Genomic DNA, 17,765 nt, shown 5'->3' with positions numbered 1-17,765 from the left:
CGCGCACACATTTGTTTGGTCTCTTGTTATCTGGTGCTGCATTGCATGCGTCACCAGATAACGAGTATCAATTTAATAGCAGTCATAAGAGACTATTGACCTTTCATATGCATGGTACTCAATGGTAAACCAAAGGCGATTTAGCCTCTCATTTGTCATCTTTTTTCCTCTGGCACTATTTGTAGTGGTTTTACTCGTTACAACGAAAAATTACTATGATGCGGTTAACCGCTATATCGATTCTGAGTATTCGCGTATCGAGCGTGCAATGTCTCGCGGTATTAAAGTGCTCACGGCTTTAGATTACAGCTTCACCAACTATACCAATTACGCTAACCCACTGTTTGAAGAACATAATTCTTTAGTCAAAGAAGGGCTTTGTTATCTTTGGCCTATAGATGTGTTATTACTCGAAAGTGTTTATAGTGAAGGGTTACCTGCGGTTGACCTTGATTATATGATCGTAGGGGACGAAAGCTTATGTCAGCAAGGTTCAACGATTAACCAGTTAGCTGAACAAAAGGCGGGTTTTGCGCCGTCATTGTCATTTCTGCACGATATTGAATCGCACATTGTTGGAATTCATTACATTGACAAGCGCGGTTACGTTATCTCCTCACCCGATACCTACGCAAAAAATTTCACGAGAGAACTTTTGTCAACGCTAAAAGCCCGACCTTTTTGGCAAAAAACCGCGCAAGATAAAGTGAATATTACCTTGGCTGGACCAGGGCCAGTGTTGGACTCGATGGAAGGTCAAGTCATTAGTATGACGGTACCCGTCTATGAGAAAGGAGAACACCAAGGTGTTTTGTCTATTGATTTTGACATCAATACGCTCATGGCTTCGTCGCTAGGTCTTGTTGGTCAGTTTCATTTGGTTTCCAATTTACAATCCATTCCTTCAAACAGTACACGAATCAAACCAGTCGAATTAGAGCGATTGAGTGCGAATCACAGCATGTACTACGAGTACAACCTTTGGGATGAAGCTAAGAACCTAGCGGTTTTTGAAAAATACAGCCTTATTGTCGCACTATTTATTTACGTGCTGAGTACCGTCGTCTTGTTCTATGTGAATATGCATAGCGAGCGACGCTACTTTAAAGAACTGGCAGCAAGAGACCCAATGACCAGCTTATTGAATCGTCGAGGTATGCAAACCGTGTGGCGTAATAAGATGACAAAAAAACAGGTTGCTTTAGCAGTGTTCGATATTGATAACTTCAAGAAGATCAACGACACCTATGGTCATGATGTCGGTGATTCTGCAATTCAGCTTGTTGCAAAATGTATACGTGAAAATATTCGCCATACCGATGTTGCCTCAAGGTTTGGTGGCGAAGAGTTCGTTTTAGCGATTTATGACGAAGATTCAGAGGGCATTAAACTCATTTTAGACAGAGTAAAAAAGGCCATAGATGAGCGCTCGACACGCGTAACGAAAGAAGGCTTTACGATCTCTGGCGGTGTGGTGTTTAGTAAAGAGAGCCGAGTAGAAAACTTTGATGAATTGTTTAAAGCGGCGGATGAAAAGTTATATCAAGCCAAAAGTACCGGCAAAAATAAGATCTGTTACTAGGATTTAGATACAAAAAAGGACGAGATATTCGTCCTTTTTTGTGTTCGGGAGTTATGCAACCTGAGAGTTTAAGTCATCGCGGTAGCGTTGAATATGCTCAACAATTGGTGCGGCTTTGTTGAACGTTCTGATTTCTCTAAATAGGTCTTTTGCTTCAGGATAAGCTTGACGTAAGTAAGAGAACCATTGTTTTACGCGGTTTGGGTAATACAAGCCTTTATCGCCTTTCATCTCGAACTTGGAGTAATAGATGAGCAACTCAACCACCTCGGGCCATGACATTGGCTGGTGGTTATGTTTTACCATATTGCCTAAGTTAGGGATATTGAAAGCGCCTCGGCACACCATTAAAGAGCTAACGCCAGTCGTTTCAATGCAACGTTGACCGTCTTCATAATTCCAAATTTCACCATTCGCTATCAGTGGGATATCGAAACGTTCGCGAATTTGGTTGATGTAATCCCATTTTATCTCAGAAGCTTTATAACCACCTTGTTTAGTACGTGCGTGTACGGTCAGTTCATTTGCGCCAGCAGACTGAATGGCATCGACAATTTCAAAGCAATCTTCAGGGTTCTCCCAGCCAAGACGAATTTTTGCAGTTACGGGAATGGCTTCTGGAACGGCTTCTCGACAAGCTTTAACCACACGGTGAATGAGCTCTGGATGCTGGAGTAGCGCTGCTCCACCTTTACTTTTGTTGACCATTTTGGCTGGGCAACCAAAGTTTATATCAATACCTCTGGCGCCAAGGTTTGCCGCTTTAATTGCGTTCTCAGCCATCCAGTTCGGTTCTTGTCCCAACAATTGCACATGTACTGGCACACCAGATGCAGTCTGAGAACCTTGCAACAGCTCCGGGCATAAACGGTGAAATACATGATCGGGTAATAGCTGGTCGATTACGCGAACAAACTCCGTAACACACAGGTCATAGTCGTTTATCTCGGTCAGGATTTGGCGCATCAAATGATCTAAAACGCCTTCCATTGGGCCTAGTACAACTCGCATAGCTTGCCTAATACAGTTTGGTGGTAAAAAGGAGGGCGATTGTAGCGATGTAAGTTAAGTTTGTCATTAAAAGAGTCGAAGCGCCCAATGCAGTCAAACACACAACGTTAGGTTACGTGCTTTTGAGCTCTGAGGTATAATGCCGCCAAATTTATGGGAAACCAGATGTCATGCAATACACATTGATTGAAAAAGGTGAAGTTCACGTCGATGAATCTTGCCTATTTATCGAAGGCGCAGTGTTAGCTGCGAATCTGACGACAAAACCACTCGCTCCTGAAAAGTGGTTAGAGCCGCTATTAGGTGAGGGATTCAAAGCGATTCAACCAGCTGTGGAAGAGCAAATTCACAAGCAGCATAACCGAATTCAACGAAACGAATATTCCGTGCTAGAGCTAACAGGCAAAGAACCTGAACAACTTGCTGATTTTGCCGAAGGCTTTATGTCTGTTTGGCCAATGATTGAAGAACAGTGGCAAGACGTTGAGCTCAATGATGGATTACAGCGTATGCTGCAAGCATTACTGACCACTTTGATGCTGGCGATCGATGAGCCAGCAACGCAGCAACAGATGCGTGACGCAGGTATTGAAACGCCACCGGCCCTGACAGATTTAGTCGACCAGCTTGATTTAATGGTCGGTGAAGTCGCGCTGGGCGCGGATGAGTTGATGGTAGGCAATAAAGCTCAAAGCCTAAACCCATTCAAAGGTATCGGGCGCAATGATCCCTGTCCTTGTGAGAGCGGAAAAAAATTCAAGCAGTGCTGTGGTCAATCACGCGGCTAAAGCGAATCGCCGCGCTATCCACTTAACAAAAAGCCGACCAGATGGTCGGCTTTTTGTTAATTTTTACGCGTCAGTAGGATTAACGAATTGGATTAACGCGTTTTGCAGGGAAGAATTGTGCAATTACAATTAATGCCAAAGCGATTAAATTGCCTGCAAAAATTACTACTAACCATTGTGGCATTGATAAATCAAGGAGCTGCCACACAACCTTAGAGCAATCACCATATGCTTCAAACATCCAAGGAACCCACTGATTGAGCGGAGCCCAGCTGGGGAATGTGACGAATAAATCGCAAGTCGCGAATGGTGATGGATTAAACTGGTAGTCAACGTGCTGCATTGCAAGTAACAAACCCTTGTAAGCACTTAATCCCCAGCCTATCAAACCTAGCCAGCGGAAAATTGGGTTCTTGGGTGCCAATATACCAACCATTGCAGCGACGCCCACTCCCATCATCGCGACTCTTTCATAAATACACATGACACATGGTGCAAGCATCATGACGTGCTGAAAATAGAGGGCGCATGCTTCAAAGAAAACGACGAATAGCAGAAGCAGTAGCCACGATAAACGTCCCTTTGAAAACTGGTTAAGTGAATTTAAAATAGTCACGTTTTTGTTCCTGTCTGAAATAGAAAAAGCTCTGAATACTCAGAGCTTTTTATCGTGGATAAGTTTCCTAATCAACTCAAATTTTAGTGACCACCGGATACTACGGGAGTCAGATCACCACTATGAGGTAAAATCCAACCAGCTTCGTAGAAAGAAGCTGTTGCAGGCTCTAGGAAGAACATGATTCCCATCAGACCGACAATCGCAAGAACGACGGTGTAAGGCAGCGCCATGATAACCATTCGACCGTAAGACAGACGAATTAATGGAGCGAGAGCCGATGTGAGTAAGAATAGGAATGCCGCTTGACCGTTTGGCGTTGCAACAGAAGGCAGGTTAGTACCAGTATTGATTGCCACCGCCAGTAAGTCGAACTGATCACGAGTAATGAGACCCTCAATGAGTGCAGTTTTTACTTCATTGATGTAAACCGTACCAACGAACACGTTATCCGACACCATAGATAATAAGCCATTCGCCACATAGAACAGAGCTAGCTGAGTACCTTTATCTTCAACGGCAAGCACCGCATCGATGACTGGTTTAAACAGCTCTTGGTCAATGATTACGGCAACGATCGAGAAAAATACTGCAAGCAGTGCAGTGAAGGGCAGGGCCTCTTCAAACGCTTTCCCCATGGAGTGCTCTTCAATGACACCAGTAAATGCGGTCGCTAATATGATCACAGAAAGGCCAATTAAGCCGACAGCCGCTAAGTGCAAAGCGAGTGCAACGATCAACCAAACCGCAATAAGACCTTGAACCCAGAGTTTTGCGACATCTTGATTTGTTCGCGTTTTACGCTCTTCACGGTCAAAATCGACGAGGATCTGACGAACGTTATTAGGAAGCTTCGCGCCGTAGCCAAACACTTTAAGCTTTTCAACTAAAGCACAAGTGATGAGACCACAGAAAAATACAGGTAGTGTCACTGGAGACATACGGATTAGGAATTCACCAAATAACCAACCCGCTTGGTCTGCAATAATTAAGTTTTGAGGTTCACCAACCATCGTGGTTACGCCACCTAAGGCAGTACCTACACCAGCATGCATCAACAAAGAGCGCAAAAACGCACGATAGTTTTCTAGGTCATCACGCGTTAGTTCAGTGATCGTGTCATCTTGTGTATGGTCATGGTCACCGATAGGGTTACCAGACGCTACTTTGTGATATATAGAGTAAAAGCCGATCGCCACGCTGATAACAACGGCGATAACCGTCAAGGCATCCAAAAATGCAGACAAAAATGCCGCAGCAAAGCAGAACGCGAGTGATAGTAGGGTTTTAGAGCGAATGCCAAGTAAAATTTTGGTAAAAATGAACAGCAATAGCTGCTTCATGAAGTAGATGCCCGCAACCATAAATACCAGAAGTAGCAGTACTTCGATATTTGCTACTAATTCGTGCTTAACTTGCGCAGGGCTAGTCATGCCGATAGCAATGGCTTCAATAGCAAGTAAACCGCCAGGTTGTAATGGGTAGCATTTTAATGCCATTGCTAGCGTGAAAATAAATTCAGCGACCAACAACCATCCAGCTACAAATGGGTTTATTAGGAAGAATACAATCGGGTTAATTATTAAGAAGGCTATAATGGCAACTTTGTACCAATCAGGCGCTTTACCAAGGAAGTTCTTGATAAAAGCGTTTCCGAGCGATATCGGCATGATAATTCTCTTTATAACAAAATTATGAATAGACACTACAATAGTGCTTAAGTATCTGTTTGTTAGACTTATTAACTAGTCTTTAAAAACAATAACTTAGTAAAACAACAATCCTTTGTTTATTGTAGTCTTGCCAAGTTACTTCCCCTGAACTCAAGCACCGCTCACTTTCGACCGCAAACTCTACACTCAGGCATTTATTAGTCAATAACAAAACGTGATGCTACCGACTAAAATGACTTTTTAAATGTAATAACGCGATCAAAACGGCGTTACTATACCATGAAAGTCTTAAAAAAATCCTCTTGGATTTTAAATGACGGTCAGTGACGAGAAAAGGCAAATTAAGAAAGAATATTAACTGTGATATACAAAGTAATTTTTCATATTTTGAATATAAAAATGTGACACGGTTGTCTTTATTTCTCCGAGATTTGTGAGCTGTTTAATTAAATGAAAATTCATATTTTACTGCTTTCGCTCGCATGTTAGAGCCTCTTAAATTGACACAACATATAGAGTATTAACTCTATGTTATGGAGTCATTTCCACTATTGATCGTAAATTTTCTCAAACCGCTAAGTAGTGGTATGATGAGTAGTATCGACCCTCAGAAATCAATATTGGATAAAAAGTAGAATGGTCATAAAGGCGAAAAGCCCTGCGGGATTCGCAGAAAAATATATTATCGAGAGCATTTGGAACGGCCGTTTTCCTCCAGGCTCAATTTTACCTGCTGAGCGCGAGCTGTCCGAACTGATTGGTGTTACTCGAACGACTTTAAGAGAGGTTCTTCAACGACTAGCCCGTGATGGATGGCTGACTATCCAGCACGGCAAACCTACGAAAGTTAACCAATTTATGGAGACCTCTGGCCTGCATATTTTGGATACTTTAATGACGCTAGACGTTGATAATGCGACAAACATTGTAGAAGATCTGCTTGCGGCACGTACCAACATCAGTCCTATCTTTATGCGCTATGCATTTAAAGCGAACAAAGAGAGCTCTGAGCGTACAATTAAGAACGTAATCGAATCTTGTGAAGCTTTAATGAATGCGGCTTCCTGGGACGAATTCATCGCTTCTTCGCCGTATGCTGAAAAAGTTCTGCAGAATGTGAAAGAAGATAACGAGAAAGATGAAGCGAAGCGTCAAGAAATCTTGATTGCTAAAACGTTCAACTTTTACGATTATATGCTTTTCCAGCGCCTAGCATTCCATTCAGGAAATCAAATTTACGGTTTGATCTTTAATGGTTTGAAGAAGCTCTACGATCGTGTCGGTAGCTACTACTTCTCAAATCCAGCTTCTCGTGAGCTAGCTCTGAAGTTTTACCATCAATTGCTCGAAACTTGTGAAAGTGGCCAGCGTGAGCAACTACCAGTAGTGATTCGTCATTATGGTATGGAAAGTGCGTTGATCTGGAACGAAATGAAAAAGCAATTACCAACGAACTTCACGGAAGACGACAGCTAAGCGCTGACAAGTTGAATAAACGAAAACCGCAGTGCCTTAGGCCTGCGGTTTTTTTGTTTTTATTTATAAGTCGGCGACGAACCAAGCACCAATAATAAGGTATGGAACGTTTATCCTGCTAGTGAGAGTCTGGGTAACGGTAGATATAATGACTCTACGACATCTGAAAGGACATGGTCGTAAGTATTGAAGATGGTCAATGACAAGTCCGATGTGATGCCATAAAGCTCTGCTTCTGTTAAGTCGACATGACTCCCTGTCACGTATTCATTTAGCGTCTGTATTGAGCGCGTGGAAGCAGGAGAGGTAATGCTAAGTGGAGCGATAACCGCTAGTTGGTTTAGCTTACGCATCATGACCGATGCATAATTTTTGAAACGCTCATTTCCGCCTTGCTCTCCTAAATCTTGAATGCTGATTCGTAACTGAGTCAGGGTCTCCAAGCTATCCATAATGTTTTGCCAGTTCATGTGATACTCATTATGCAAGTCATCTCTTTGCTCAACCGCTAGCCATGCGATGGTTACTTCATCCATCAAAAACAAGCAATGACGAATTAACTTACCATGCTCCATCTGGTTTCTTGCAACACTATGGTCATTCCATTGTTCAAGTAGTTTCCCTACTTTAATCTGTAATACGCGATACATGGGTTTGTTTTCAAACCGTGATGTTTCGACTAAAAGATGCAGCTTGTTAGTCAGAGCATCATGAAGAGCGTCCAATTTTTGTTGATCGTTTTGTTGGAATTGAAGCGAGTAGTGAGTAGCAGCTCGGTGGTGTCTCAGAAGGTGAACAACATCTCGTAACAATGTTAACAGCTGATATTTGCGCGCATGTTGCTGCTCTCGTTTAGAAGATAAGTGATATATTCCGGCTAAAATAGCGATGGACAATAGTGTGGAAATCAAAACAAACATAACCAACTCCTTGTTAGTGTTTGGACCTAACAAGAAAGATTGCAGTTTTGATGCCACTAATTAAATTCTATTAAAACAGTGAGTTAGGCTTGTGACGGGAAAGATGCTGTACAAGTTTGGTGCACAAATTCCCCAAAAGTGTGAATTCAGTCAAAAAAAGTCCCCGCTGAACTGGCGAGGACTTTTTAAATTTGATCGTAAAGCTACAACTTACATTACGCGCATGCCAGGTTGAGCGCCTTCGTGTGGCTCAAGGATCCACAGGTCGCTACCACCAGGGCCTGCCGCTAGGATCATACCTTCAGACATACCAAACTTCATCTTACGAGGTTTTAGGTTTGCTACCATTACCGTTAGCTTGCCTTCTAGCTCTTCAGGTTTGTAAGCTGACTTGATGCCAGAGAATACCTGACGAGTTTCACCACCGATGTCTAATTGGAACTTAAGCAGTTTGTTGGCTTTTGGTACTTCTTCACAAGAGATGATGCGAGCGATACGCATATCTACTGCAGCAAAAGCATCGAACTCAATCTCTTCAGCGATTGGTTCTTTGTCTAACTCGGTTTGGCTAGCCTTGTTCTTTTCCGCTTCAGCTTTCTCTTTCGCCGCCATTTCTGCCGCCGCATCTTCTTTAGACGCTTCGATCATCGCTTCAACATTCTTCGGATCGATACGGTTGAACAGTGCTTTGAACTTAGTGATCTCGTGGCCTGTTAGTGGATCAGCGATGTTTTCCCAAGTTAGCTCTTGGTTTAGGAACGCTTCAGTACGTGCAGCTAGCGATGGCATTACTGGTTTCAGGTAAGTCATCAGTACGCGGAATAGGTTGATACCGACAGAACAGATGTCTTGTAGTTCCTGATCTTTGCCTTCTTCTTTTGCTACAACCCACGGTGCTTTTTCATCAACGTATTGGTTAGCTTTGTCTGCCAATGCCGTGATTTCACGGATTGCACGACCAAACTCACGCGTTTCGTAAAGCTCAGCGATACGGTCAGCAGCAGCAACAAATTCGTTGTAAAGTTCAGGCTCTGCAAAGTTGTCAGACAGTTTGCCTTCAAAACGTTTCGCGATGAAACCTGCGTTACGAGATGCCAGGTTAACGATCTTGTTAACAACGTCAGCGTTTACGCGCTGAGTGAAGTCTTCAAGGTTAAGATCTAGATCATCGATACGGCTGTTTAGCTTCGCAGCGTAGTAGTAACGTAGACACTCAGGGTCTAGGTGCTCTAGGTAAGTGCTTGCTTTTACGAACGTACCTTTAGACTTCGACATTTTCGCGCCGTTTACGGTTACGTAACCGTGTACGAATACGTTGTTTGGTTTACGGAAGCCGGAACCTTCTAGCATTGCTGGCCAAAATAGGCTGTGGAAGTAAACGATGTCTTTACCGATGAAGTGGTACAGCTCTGCTGAGCTGTCTTTCTTCCAGTACTCGTCGAAATCTAGGTCGTCGCGCTTGTCACATAGATTTTTGAAAGAGCCCATGTAGCCGATAGGTGCGTCTAGCCATACGTAGAAGAATTTGTTCTTCTCTCCTGGGATTTCGAAGCCAAAGTATGGCGCATCACGTGAGATATCCCATTGCTGCAAACCAGATTCGAACCATTCTTGCATTTTGTTCGCTGTTTCAGCTTGTAGCGAGCCAGAGCGAGTCCACTCTTTTAGCATGCTTTCAAACTGAGGCAGGTCGAAGAAGAAGTGCTCAGAATCTTTCATTACTGGCGTCGCACCAGAAACCGCAGATTTAGGATTGATCAGTTCTGTTGGGCTGTAAGTCTCACCACAGTTGTCACAGTTGTCACCGTACTGGTCTTCAGACTTACATTTTGGACAGGTACCTTTTACGAAACGGTCCGGTAAGAACATCTCTTTTTCTGGATCGAACAGCTGAGAGATAGTTCGGCTAGAGATAAAGCCATTTTTCTTCAACTCAAGATAAATGTGTGACGCTAGCTCACGGTTCTCATCTGAGTGTGTGCTGTGGTAGTTATCAAAGCTGATATCAAATCCAGCGAAGTCTTTTTGGTGCTCTTCGCTAACTGCGGCAATCATTTCTTCAGGAGTAATACCCATCTGTTGCGCTTTAAGCATGATTGGCGTGCCGTGAGCATCGTCAGCACAGATGAAGTTTACAGTGTTGCCGCGTAGGCGTTGGTAACGAACCCAAATGTCCGCTTGGATATGCTCAAGCATATGACCAAGGTGGATCGAACCGTTAGCGTACGGAAGGGCACAAGTTACCAGCATTTTCCTTGACGGAAAGTTTTTTGGATCGTTTGCCATACTTAATATTCGCTTTTCTTGATAGGTATAAATAAATTTTGATGGATAATACTACCCCATGAACTGACTAACTCCAAGGTGTCAAACTGCGGAATGCCTTAGTTTTTTTGGGGTTCTGGTTGAGCCTGGACGGTGGTAGCATGACATCTAAAAGGAGGGCTTATGCATCAGTTCACTTCAAAACAAGATTTTTGTCACTGGTTTAACCAATTCCAACATCCACAGTTGGTGGAAAACTGGGCAGATATTCATGGCGCAATTTCGATTACGACACAGGGTTCTATTGATATAACGTTGCCATTCGCAAGTAATGAGCTTCAAACCGTACTGCATGACTGGATCAAACAGCAGCAAGCCTCGGGTAAAGTGGCTGAATTCCCATTTAATATTCGCCTTGGAGTTAAAGCTTTAGAAACTCAAGTGGCTAACTCGGTTAAGGGTGTTAAGAACATCATTGCCGTCAGTTCTGCGAAAGGTGGCGTTGGTAAATCTACTACCGCAGTTAACTTAGCGTTGGCGATTGCTCAATCTGGGGCGAAAGTGGGATTGTTGGATGCAGATATCTATGGTCCGTCTGTACCTATGATGTTGGGGCAAGAAGATGCTAAACCAGAAGTTCGTGATGGCAAGTGGATGGAACCCATTTTTGCTCACGGCATCTATACTCATTCTATCGGTTATTTGGTGGATAAATCAGAAGCGGCGATATGGCGCGGTCCAATGGCTTCAAAAGCATTGTCGCAGTTATTAACTGAAACAGATTGGCCAGATTTGGATTATTTGGTGATTGATATGCCGCCAGGTACGGGGGATATTCAATTGACTCTGTCACAACAAATTCCGGTAACAGGTAGCGTGCTAGTCACAACGCCGCAAGATTTAGCCCTTGCCGATGCAAGGAAGGGAGCGGCAATGTTTAACAAAGTCCATGTCCCGGTTATTGGTGTTGTGGAAAACATGAGTTATCACATTTGTAGTCAATGTGGCGCGAAAGAGCATATTTTTGGTATGGGCGGAGCTGAAAAAATGTCGCAAGAATTTGGCTTAGCATTGTTAGGACAAATTCCGCTTCATATCTCTATGAGAGAAGATATTGACGCTGGCGTGCCAACGGTAGCAAGACGCCCAGAAAGTGAGCATGCAGGGTATTATAAGCAACTTGCCGATCGCGTATGTAGCACGATGTTTTGGCAAGGCAAAGCAAAACCAGATGCGATTAGCTTTACAATGGTGAACTAAGTTTACTATGCCTGCTGGTTGATAATTGCACATTTTAACGTTTGCTCGGAGGTTAATCCTCTGAGCAGGCAGAAACTTATGACTAAACCCTAATTCCAACTAGTAACTATGGGGTGAACTCCCTATAATCAGGCAGTTTATCTTTTTATGTGACTAGAAATCATCATCGGGTGCAAACTAATGTCTGATAATAATCAATGCGTCATCGTAGGTATTGCTGGCGCTTCTGCTTCTGGAAAAAGTCTGATCGCGAGCACTATTTATAATGAGCTTCGCGCGAAAGTAGGCGATCATCAAATCGGTGTCATCACGGAAGATTGCTACTACAACGACCAAAGCCACCTAAGCATGGAAGAGCGAGTAAAGACGAACTACGATCACCCGAGTGCGTTGGACCACGACCTACTGTGTGAGCACCTAGAAAAATTGGTACGTGGTGAAGCAGTAGAAGTGCCTGAGTACAGCTACACTGAGCACACAAGAACAATTAACACCACCACAATGACACCTAAAAAGGTGATCATTCTAGAAGGTATCCTTCTTCTTACAGACCCTCGTCTTCGTGATTTGATGCATGCGACAGTATTTATGGACACACCGTTAGATATTTGCTTGCTTCGCCGTGTTAAGCGTGATGTGGAAGAACGAGGCCGAACTATGGAGTCTGTTCTTAAGCAATACCAACAAACAGTACGTCCGATGTTCATGCAGTTTATCGAACCTTCTAAGCAATATGCGGACATTATTGTTCCTCGCGGTGGTAAAAACCGTATCGCAATTGATGTATTAAAAGCTCACATTGCAAGACTTTTGAAAGCTTAAGCCTATAGACGGCTATATCGCTTTATTTTTAAGAGAAGAAGTGGCACCTTAAGTGCCACTTCTTTTTTTGTTTTTAAATTAGTCAGTTGCAGGTTAAAACCAGACACTTTTCACGCTTTTGTGGAACTGTCAGCGGCAAATGGAGTCTGCGCTTATAATTGTAAAAACACTCGAGCAAGGAAAAACAAATGAAGAAACTGCTCTTAATTCTAGCAATACCGATTGTGGTCATTTTGGTCGCAATTTTAGCGTTAACCATCTTCGTCAATCCGAATCAGTTTAAACCCCTTATTGTTGAGCAAGCGCAAAAGCAAACGGGATTAGAGTTGGTGATTGAAGGGGATATCAGTTGGCAATTTTTCCCATCAATTGGCTTTGAGTTGGGACATACAGAATTGCGAAACCCACAAGGCTTTAGTAAACCCAATTTATTCAAAGTTGATACCGTTGGTGTAGACATCTCTGTTATGCCACTTTTTAGTCAACAGCTTGAAATTGGAAACGTCACGCTTGATGGTGCTGAGTTCTACATTGAAACCAAGAAAGATGGCAGCAAGAATATTGATGCATTGACGAAAGCCCAAACACAACAAGCAGAACAAGAGAACAATGCTGCGCCTACGCAAAATGGTGAAACGCAAACTTCTGGTTCTGATTGGAGTATTAATCTTGCTGGCGTTACGGTTTCTAACGGTTCATTAGAAATGCAGGATAAGCAAGCCGGTAGTTACACCAAACTTTATGATATTTCATTAAACCTTTCCGAATTCGCTTTTGACAACTGGACAACGGCTGATTTTGGCGTGAAGGGCGAAATGAACGACCAAAAGTTCACCGCGAAAGGTCAGGCAGACTTTAAGCTAGAAAAAGGTTTGGCAAACTACGCGCTAAAGAACATCAACTTTGATGCGACATACTCTGACCCTGCCAATAAAATTGAATCGGCAACGATCGGTTTAGACACGTTTGAATTCGATACAGTAAATAACCTGACTTATGCCATTAAGGGTGACGCTGGTGGTATGAAGTTAGATATGCAGGGTGCTGGTCAACTTAGCGTGGACAAGGCTATCAGCAAAGTACAGTTGGATAAGTTAACTCTTAAATCGACTTTTGAGGGTGATGCCTTACCTCAGTCCCCGATGAAAGTCGACATGGTGTCTGATCTGTCTTTCGACCTAACGAAAAACCATCTGAGTTTTGTTCTAGAGAAGTTAACAGCGAATGCTATCGCCCTAGATGGTAAGGCAGATGTGACACTCGGTGATATTCCTAAAGTACGCTTTGCTCTCCATAGCCCCAATATCGATCTTGATGAGTTCTTAGGGTTAGATAAGCAAGCTGCCGAAGGTAATAAGCCTGCTTCTGGTGGCGAGAGTGCTCCTGCCGGACCTGAGGTTGAGCCTGATTTGTCTGCGTTGAAAACGTTAGATGTAAAGGGTGACATTACCATCGACAAATTCAAAGCGGCAAATGCGAAGATGGAAGCGGTAAAAACGAGCTTCACTGCGAATCGTGGCGTGTTTGAGCTTACATCATTTAGTTCGAAGTTGTACCAAGGCTCAATCTCAGCGACAGCGAAGTTAGATGCACGCCAATCACCAGCGACTTACAGTGTTAAAAAGTCAATCAAAGGCGTGAAAGTTCAACCGCTACTTATAGACGTTGCTGAAAACGACAAACTTGAAGGGACAGGTAACATTGATGTGAATGTTACAGGTAAGAGTCTCACGCCTACCGGTATCAAGAAGAATCTATCTGGTACGGTTGTTATCAATTTTGCTGACGGTGCGGTGAATGGCATCAACGTTGCTCAGTTGATTCGTGAAAACTATGCGAAATTTAAAGGGCAAAAAGTTGAAGGCACCAATGTAGCTAAGAAAACAGACTTCAGTGCGATGACGGCGACATTGAAACTCAACAAAGGTGTTGTATCAACGGATAATATGCAAGCTCAGTCTCCATTGTTACGTGTTCGTGGTAAAGGTACCGCAAACTACATCAATGAAACAGTCGACTTTACTATCAGCACGTCAGTTGTAGGTAGCCTAGAAGGCCAGGGCGGTAAAGATATAGATGAGCTGAAAGACATCACGATTCCAATCAATGTGTCTGGTAAGTGGGCAGAACCTAAATTCAAGCTCGTATTCGATGATGTTCTGAAGCAGAAAGCTCAGAAAGAAATCGATCGTGGCGTAGAGAAGCTAACGGACAAAATCAAAGACGAGAAAACCAAAGATGCGGTCGATGGTTTATTGAAGAATCTTTTCAACTAACCGTGCGTGAAAATCAAAAGGGTTGGCATTTTGCCAACCCTTTTTAAATTACTCTGCGAGTGTTACCAATCGACGCCTTTGAGGGCTTTTACGCCAGATTCAAATGCGTGCTTTACATTTTTCACTTCAGAAACGGTATCGGCCATTTCAATCAGGGTTCGATGTGCGCCACGCCCAGTAATAATAACCGACTGCATTTTAGGTCGGTTGCTCAGCGCTTCGACCACTTCGTCTAAGTCGATGTAGCCGTAGCTCACCATATAAGTTAGCTCGTCAAACAAGATGACATCGATAGAGTCGTCTTGCAGCATGCGCTTACATTCTTGCCATACGCCTTGCGCTGCTTCGGTATCAGCGGCTTTGTTTTGAGTTTCCCACGTAAAGCCGGTTGCCATTACTTGGAATTCAACGCCGAGTTTCTCAAGTAGGTTGCGCTCACCGTTGTCCCAAGTACCTTTAATAAACTGCGCGACAGCACAATTCAAACCATGACCCACTGCGCGTGCGATCGTACCGAATCCTGATGTCGATTTACCTTTACCATTTCCGGTAATGATCAGTAGCAGACCTTTTTCCTCTTGAGCCGCAGCGATTTTTGCGTCTACCTGTTCTTTGACTTTTTGTTGGCGAGCTTTATGGCGTGCTTCTTTATTTTCTTCGATAGACATAATACTTCCTCAATTCCTTTTCGTGCTGTGCCCAAGTTAATTTGGGTTCATTGATTTATCTCGCTATGATAGACCAACATATCGTGAAGAAAAACCACCGATAATTCAGGGAATAAAATGAAGAAAATACTTGTTGTTTGTATGGGAAACATTTGTCGGTCACCAACTGGAGAGGCAGTGTTAAGAGCGAAAGCTCAAAAGCTAGGCGTTGAAGTAGAGGTTGATTCGGCAGGTACAATTGGCTACCACGCAGGAAACCGACCGGATTCAAGAGCGATGGCAGCAGGAAAGCAGCGAGGTTATTCTTTTAAAGGAATGCAAGCGCGCCAAGTCACCATTGATGACTTTGAAAAGTTTGACCTTATATTAGCCGCAGATAAAGCAAATTTGGCCGATTTATTGGATATTTGTCCGTTGAAGTATCGACACAAAGTATCGTTATTTTTAAGTCATTCTGAGTCAGGTTACGACGAAGTCCCGGACCCATATTATGGTGGGGAAGATGGCTTTGAACTGGTGCTTGATTTAATCGAAGAGGCATCAGACGCAATTTTGAAGAAGCTATAATCGCCGTGCTTGAAGACAATAGAAAAAGGGATGAGCTCAGCTCATCCCTTTTTATTCGTGTTAACCCGCTAGTATGTCGGTTGCGACTTTGTAGCTTGGGTCTTCCTTCACGTTAATTTCAACCAAGCTGCCAGCTTTGTCCAAAAGTTTACGACAATCTGGGCTTAGGTGACGAAGGTGCAGCGTTTTACCTTGAGCATTGTAACGCTCAGCCAGTGTTTCAATGGCTTCAATTGCAGAGTGATCTGTCACGCGAGAGTCTGCAAAATCGACAATCACATCTTTTGGATCTTCAGGCGCGTTAAACAACTCCAGGAAGTTAGCCGCAGAGCCAAAGAAAATAGGGCCGTGAATCTTGTACTCTTTTGAACCTTCCTCGTTTAAGCACGTGTCGGCATAGATGTGCTTAGCGTGTTGCCATGCAAACATTAATGCAGAAACGATAACACCAACCGCTACGGCAACAGCAAGGTCAGTAAGAACAGTAACAACGGTCACAAGAACAATAACGAAGAAGTCTTGCTTCGGTACGCGGCGTGCTAGCTTAAATGTTGCCCATTCGAATGTACCAATGACAACCATGAACATCACACCAACCAGAGCAGCGAGTGGGATCATTTCAATTAGCGAAGAAGCGAATAAGATAAACATCAATAGAGCGATAGCCGCAACGATACCAGATAGACGGCCGCGACCACCTGAGTTTACGTTGATCATCGACTGACCAATCATCGCACAACCACCCATTGCGCCAAACACAGAACACGTCATGTTTGCCATACCTTGACCGATACATTCGCGGTTAGATTGACCACGAGTATTCGTCATCTCATCTAAAACTGTCAGTGTTAGTAGAGATTCAATTAGACCAATGGCCGCGAGAATGATCGCGTATGGAAGAATGATTTGTAGTGTCTCTAGTGTAAATGGTACCGCAGGAATAGAGAAGGTTGGTAGTGAACCTGCGAGTGTTGCAGCTTCATCACCAGACATTGTACGCAGGAAGTCAACAACAGTTCGAGTTTCCAGATCCAAGCCAACCACTAAAGCCGTCACCGTTACGATCGCAACAAGTGAAGAGGGTACAGCTGTTGTGATTTTTGGTAGAAAGTGAATGATTGCCATAGTCAGCGCAACCAAACCAAGCATTAGCAGCATCTGGTCTTGTGGTAGCCAAGTAAGCATGCCGTTGATGTCTGGCGCTTTAAACTGACCCAACTGAGCTAGGAAGATAACAATAGCCAGACCGTTCACAAAACCGATCATCACAGGGTGAGGTACGATACGGATAAACTTACCCAATTTAAACATACCAGCGGCAATTTGAAGAATACCAGCGAGCATGATGGCTGCGAATAGGTACTGGACACCGTGAGTCGCGACAAGCGAAACCATTACGACTGCCATGGCACCTGTTGCACCAGAAATCATGCCAGGACGACCACCGAAAATGGAAGTAATAAGACCAACGATGAATGCAGCGTAAAGACCGACCATCGGATCTACGCCTGCGACGAACGCAAATGCGACAGCTTCAGGAACCAATGCTAGCGCAACGGTTAAGCCTGATAGCACATCATTTTTTACGGAGTGCTTAGAAAATTGGGGAAATTCGAACATGTTTGTTTTTAAGTTCTCTTTGCAATGAGTTAAACCCGACACATATTCGTATTTGCACAAGCCACTGGAAGGTTGATTTTTAATCAAACATTGCAGTGTAAACCGTAGTATTAAAAGAGCAGCATCAGAATGGTGTCGAAAACTTGAGTCGGCGCATGCTACCGAAAAGTGTGATTAAGTTCAAGAATGATACGAATAATGGCGTACAAATGTGATCACGA

Annotated in this window: 14 protein-coding genes; 7 read left to right on the top strand and 7 right to left on the bottom strand. The window is 43.5% G+C overall.

Annotated elements, in window-relative coordinates; genetic code table 11:
• Nucleotides 1-121: 121 nt before the first annotated feature.
• Nucleotides 122-1,582 (top strand): sensor domain-containing diguanylate cyclase, encoded by a 1,461-nt coding sequence (locus R7H07_RS08345; protein ID WP_005380815.1) that lies wholly within the window; start codon nucleotides 122-124, stop codon nucleotides 1,580-1,582.
• A 51-nt stretch (nucleotides 1,583-1,633) separates the two neighbouring features.
• Here R7H07_RS08345 and dusC read toward each other — a convergent pair whose 3' ends face one another.
• Nucleotides 1,634-2,593, bottom strand: coding sequence for a tRNA dihydrouridine(16) synthase DusC (gene dusC / locus R7H07_RS08340; RefSeq protein ID WP_005380816.1), 960 nt, complete (start codon nucleotides 2,591-2,593; stop codon nucleotides 1,634-1,636).
• A gap of 170 nt (nucleotides 2,594-2,763) precedes the next feature.
• Here dusC and R7H07_RS08335 point away from each other — a divergent pair, with 170 nt between their 5' ends.
• A complete protein-coding gene (locus R7H07_RS08335) occupies nucleotides 2,764-3,381 on the top strand; it encodes a YecA family protein (protein ID WP_005380818.1) in 618 nt (205 codons plus the stop codon).
• A 79-nt stretch (nucleotides 3,382-3,460) separates the two neighbouring features.
• Here R7H07_RS08335 and dsbB read toward each other — a convergent pair whose 3' ends face one another.
• Nucleotides 3,461-3,997, bottom strand: a complete 537-nt coding sequence (dsbB, locus tag R7H07_RS08330; protein WP_031779052.1) for a disulfide bond formation protein DsbB — start codon at nucleotides 3,995-3,997, stop codon at nucleotides 3,461-3,463.
• Nucleotides 3,998-4,080: 83 nt separating this feature from the next.
• Nucleotides 4,081-5,667, bottom strand: coding sequence for a Na(+)/H(+) antiporter NhaB (gene nhaB, locus R7H07_RS08325; RefSeq protein ID WP_005380822.1), 1,587 nt, complete (start codon nucleotides 5,665-5,667; stop codon nucleotides 4,081-4,083).
• Nucleotides 5,668-6,306: 639 nt separating this feature from the next.
• On the opposite strand from nhaB, the gene fadR reads away from it, so the two are divergent.
• A complete protein-coding gene (gene fadR, locus R7H07_RS08320; protein WP_005380824.1) occupies nucleotides 6,307-7,146 on the top strand; it encodes a fatty acid metabolism transcriptional regulator FadR in 840 nt (279 codons plus the stop codon).
• Between the two features lie 110 nt (nucleotides 7,147-7,256).
• Here the strand turns inward: fadR and R7H07_RS08315 are convergent, their stop codons facing one another.
• Entirely contained in the window at nucleotides 7,257-8,066 is an 810-nt protein-coding gene (locus R7H07_RS08315; protein WP_005380827.1) for a hypothetical protein, read from the bottom strand.
• Nucleotides 8,067-8,276: 210 nt separating this feature from the next.
• The gene (gene metG, locus R7H07_RS08310; protein WP_025767217.1) at nucleotides 8,277-10,352 is read right to left on the bottom strand and encodes a methionine--tRNA ligase; all 2,076 of its coding nucleotides are present in this window, start codon (nucleotides 10,350-10,352) and stop codon (nucleotides 8,277-8,279) included.
• A 162-nt stretch (nucleotides 10,353-10,514) separates the two neighbouring features.
• Here metG and apbC point away from each other — a divergent pair, with 162 nt between their 5' ends.
• From apbC to R7H07_RS08295, 3 genes are all read left to right on the top strand, one after another.
• Entirely contained in the window at nucleotides 10,515-11,591 is a 1,077-nt protein-coding gene (gene apbC / locus R7H07_RS08305; protein ID WP_005380830.1) for an iron-sulfur cluster carrier protein ApbC, read from the top strand.
• A 180-nt stretch (nucleotides 11,592-11,771) separates the two neighbouring features.
• A complete protein-coding gene (gene udk / locus R7H07_RS08300; RefSeq protein WP_005380833.1) occupies nucleotides 11,772-12,413 on the top strand; it encodes a uridine kinase in 642 nt (213 codons plus the stop codon).
• A 188-nt stretch (nucleotides 12,414-12,601) separates the two neighbouring features.
• Nucleotides 12,602-14,689 (top strand): AsmA family protein, encoded by a 2,088-nt coding sequence (locus R7H07_RS08295; RefSeq protein WP_005380835.1) that lies wholly within the window; start codon nucleotides 12,602-12,604, stop codon nucleotides 14,687-14,689.
• A 62-nt stretch (nucleotides 14,690-14,751) separates the two neighbouring features.
• Here R7H07_RS08295 and cobO read toward each other — a convergent pair whose 3' ends face one another.
• Nucleotides 14,752-15,357 carry a cob(I)yrinic acid a,c-diamide adenosyltransferase gene (gene cobO / locus R7H07_RS08290; RefSeq protein WP_005380837.1) on the bottom strand — a complete coding sequence of 202 codons (606 nt, stop codon included), beginning with the start codon at nucleotides 15,355-15,357 and terminating at the stop codon, nucleotides 14,752-14,754.
• Between the two features lie 117 nt (nucleotides 15,358-15,474).
• Between cobO and R7H07_RS08285 the strand changes: the two genes are divergently transcribed.
• Entirely contained in the window at nucleotides 15,475-15,924 is a 450-nt protein-coding gene (locus R7H07_RS08285; protein ID WP_025767219.1) for a low molecular weight protein-tyrosine-phosphatase, read from the top strand.
• Nucleotides 15,925-15,984: 60 nt separating this feature from the next.
• Here R7H07_RS08285 and R7H07_RS08280 read toward each other — a convergent pair whose 3' ends face one another.
• Complete coding sequence (locus tag R7H07_RS08280; RefSeq protein WP_005380840.1) at nucleotides 15,985-17,544, bottom strand: SulP family inorganic anion transporter; 1,560 nt, start codon at nucleotides 17,542-17,544, stop codon at nucleotides 15,985-15,987.
• Nucleotides 17,545-17,765: the final 221 nt, after the last annotated feature.

The organism is Vibrio sp. Vb1127, assembly GCF_033338735.1.
In the GTDB taxonomy this organism is placed as follows: Bacteria; Pseudomonadota; Gammaproteobacteria; order Enterobacterales; family Vibrionaceae; genus Vibrio; species Vibrio alginolyticus.
Note: the sequence above shows the minus strand (reverse complement) of the source record. Positions and strands in the feature narration are given on the sequence as shown.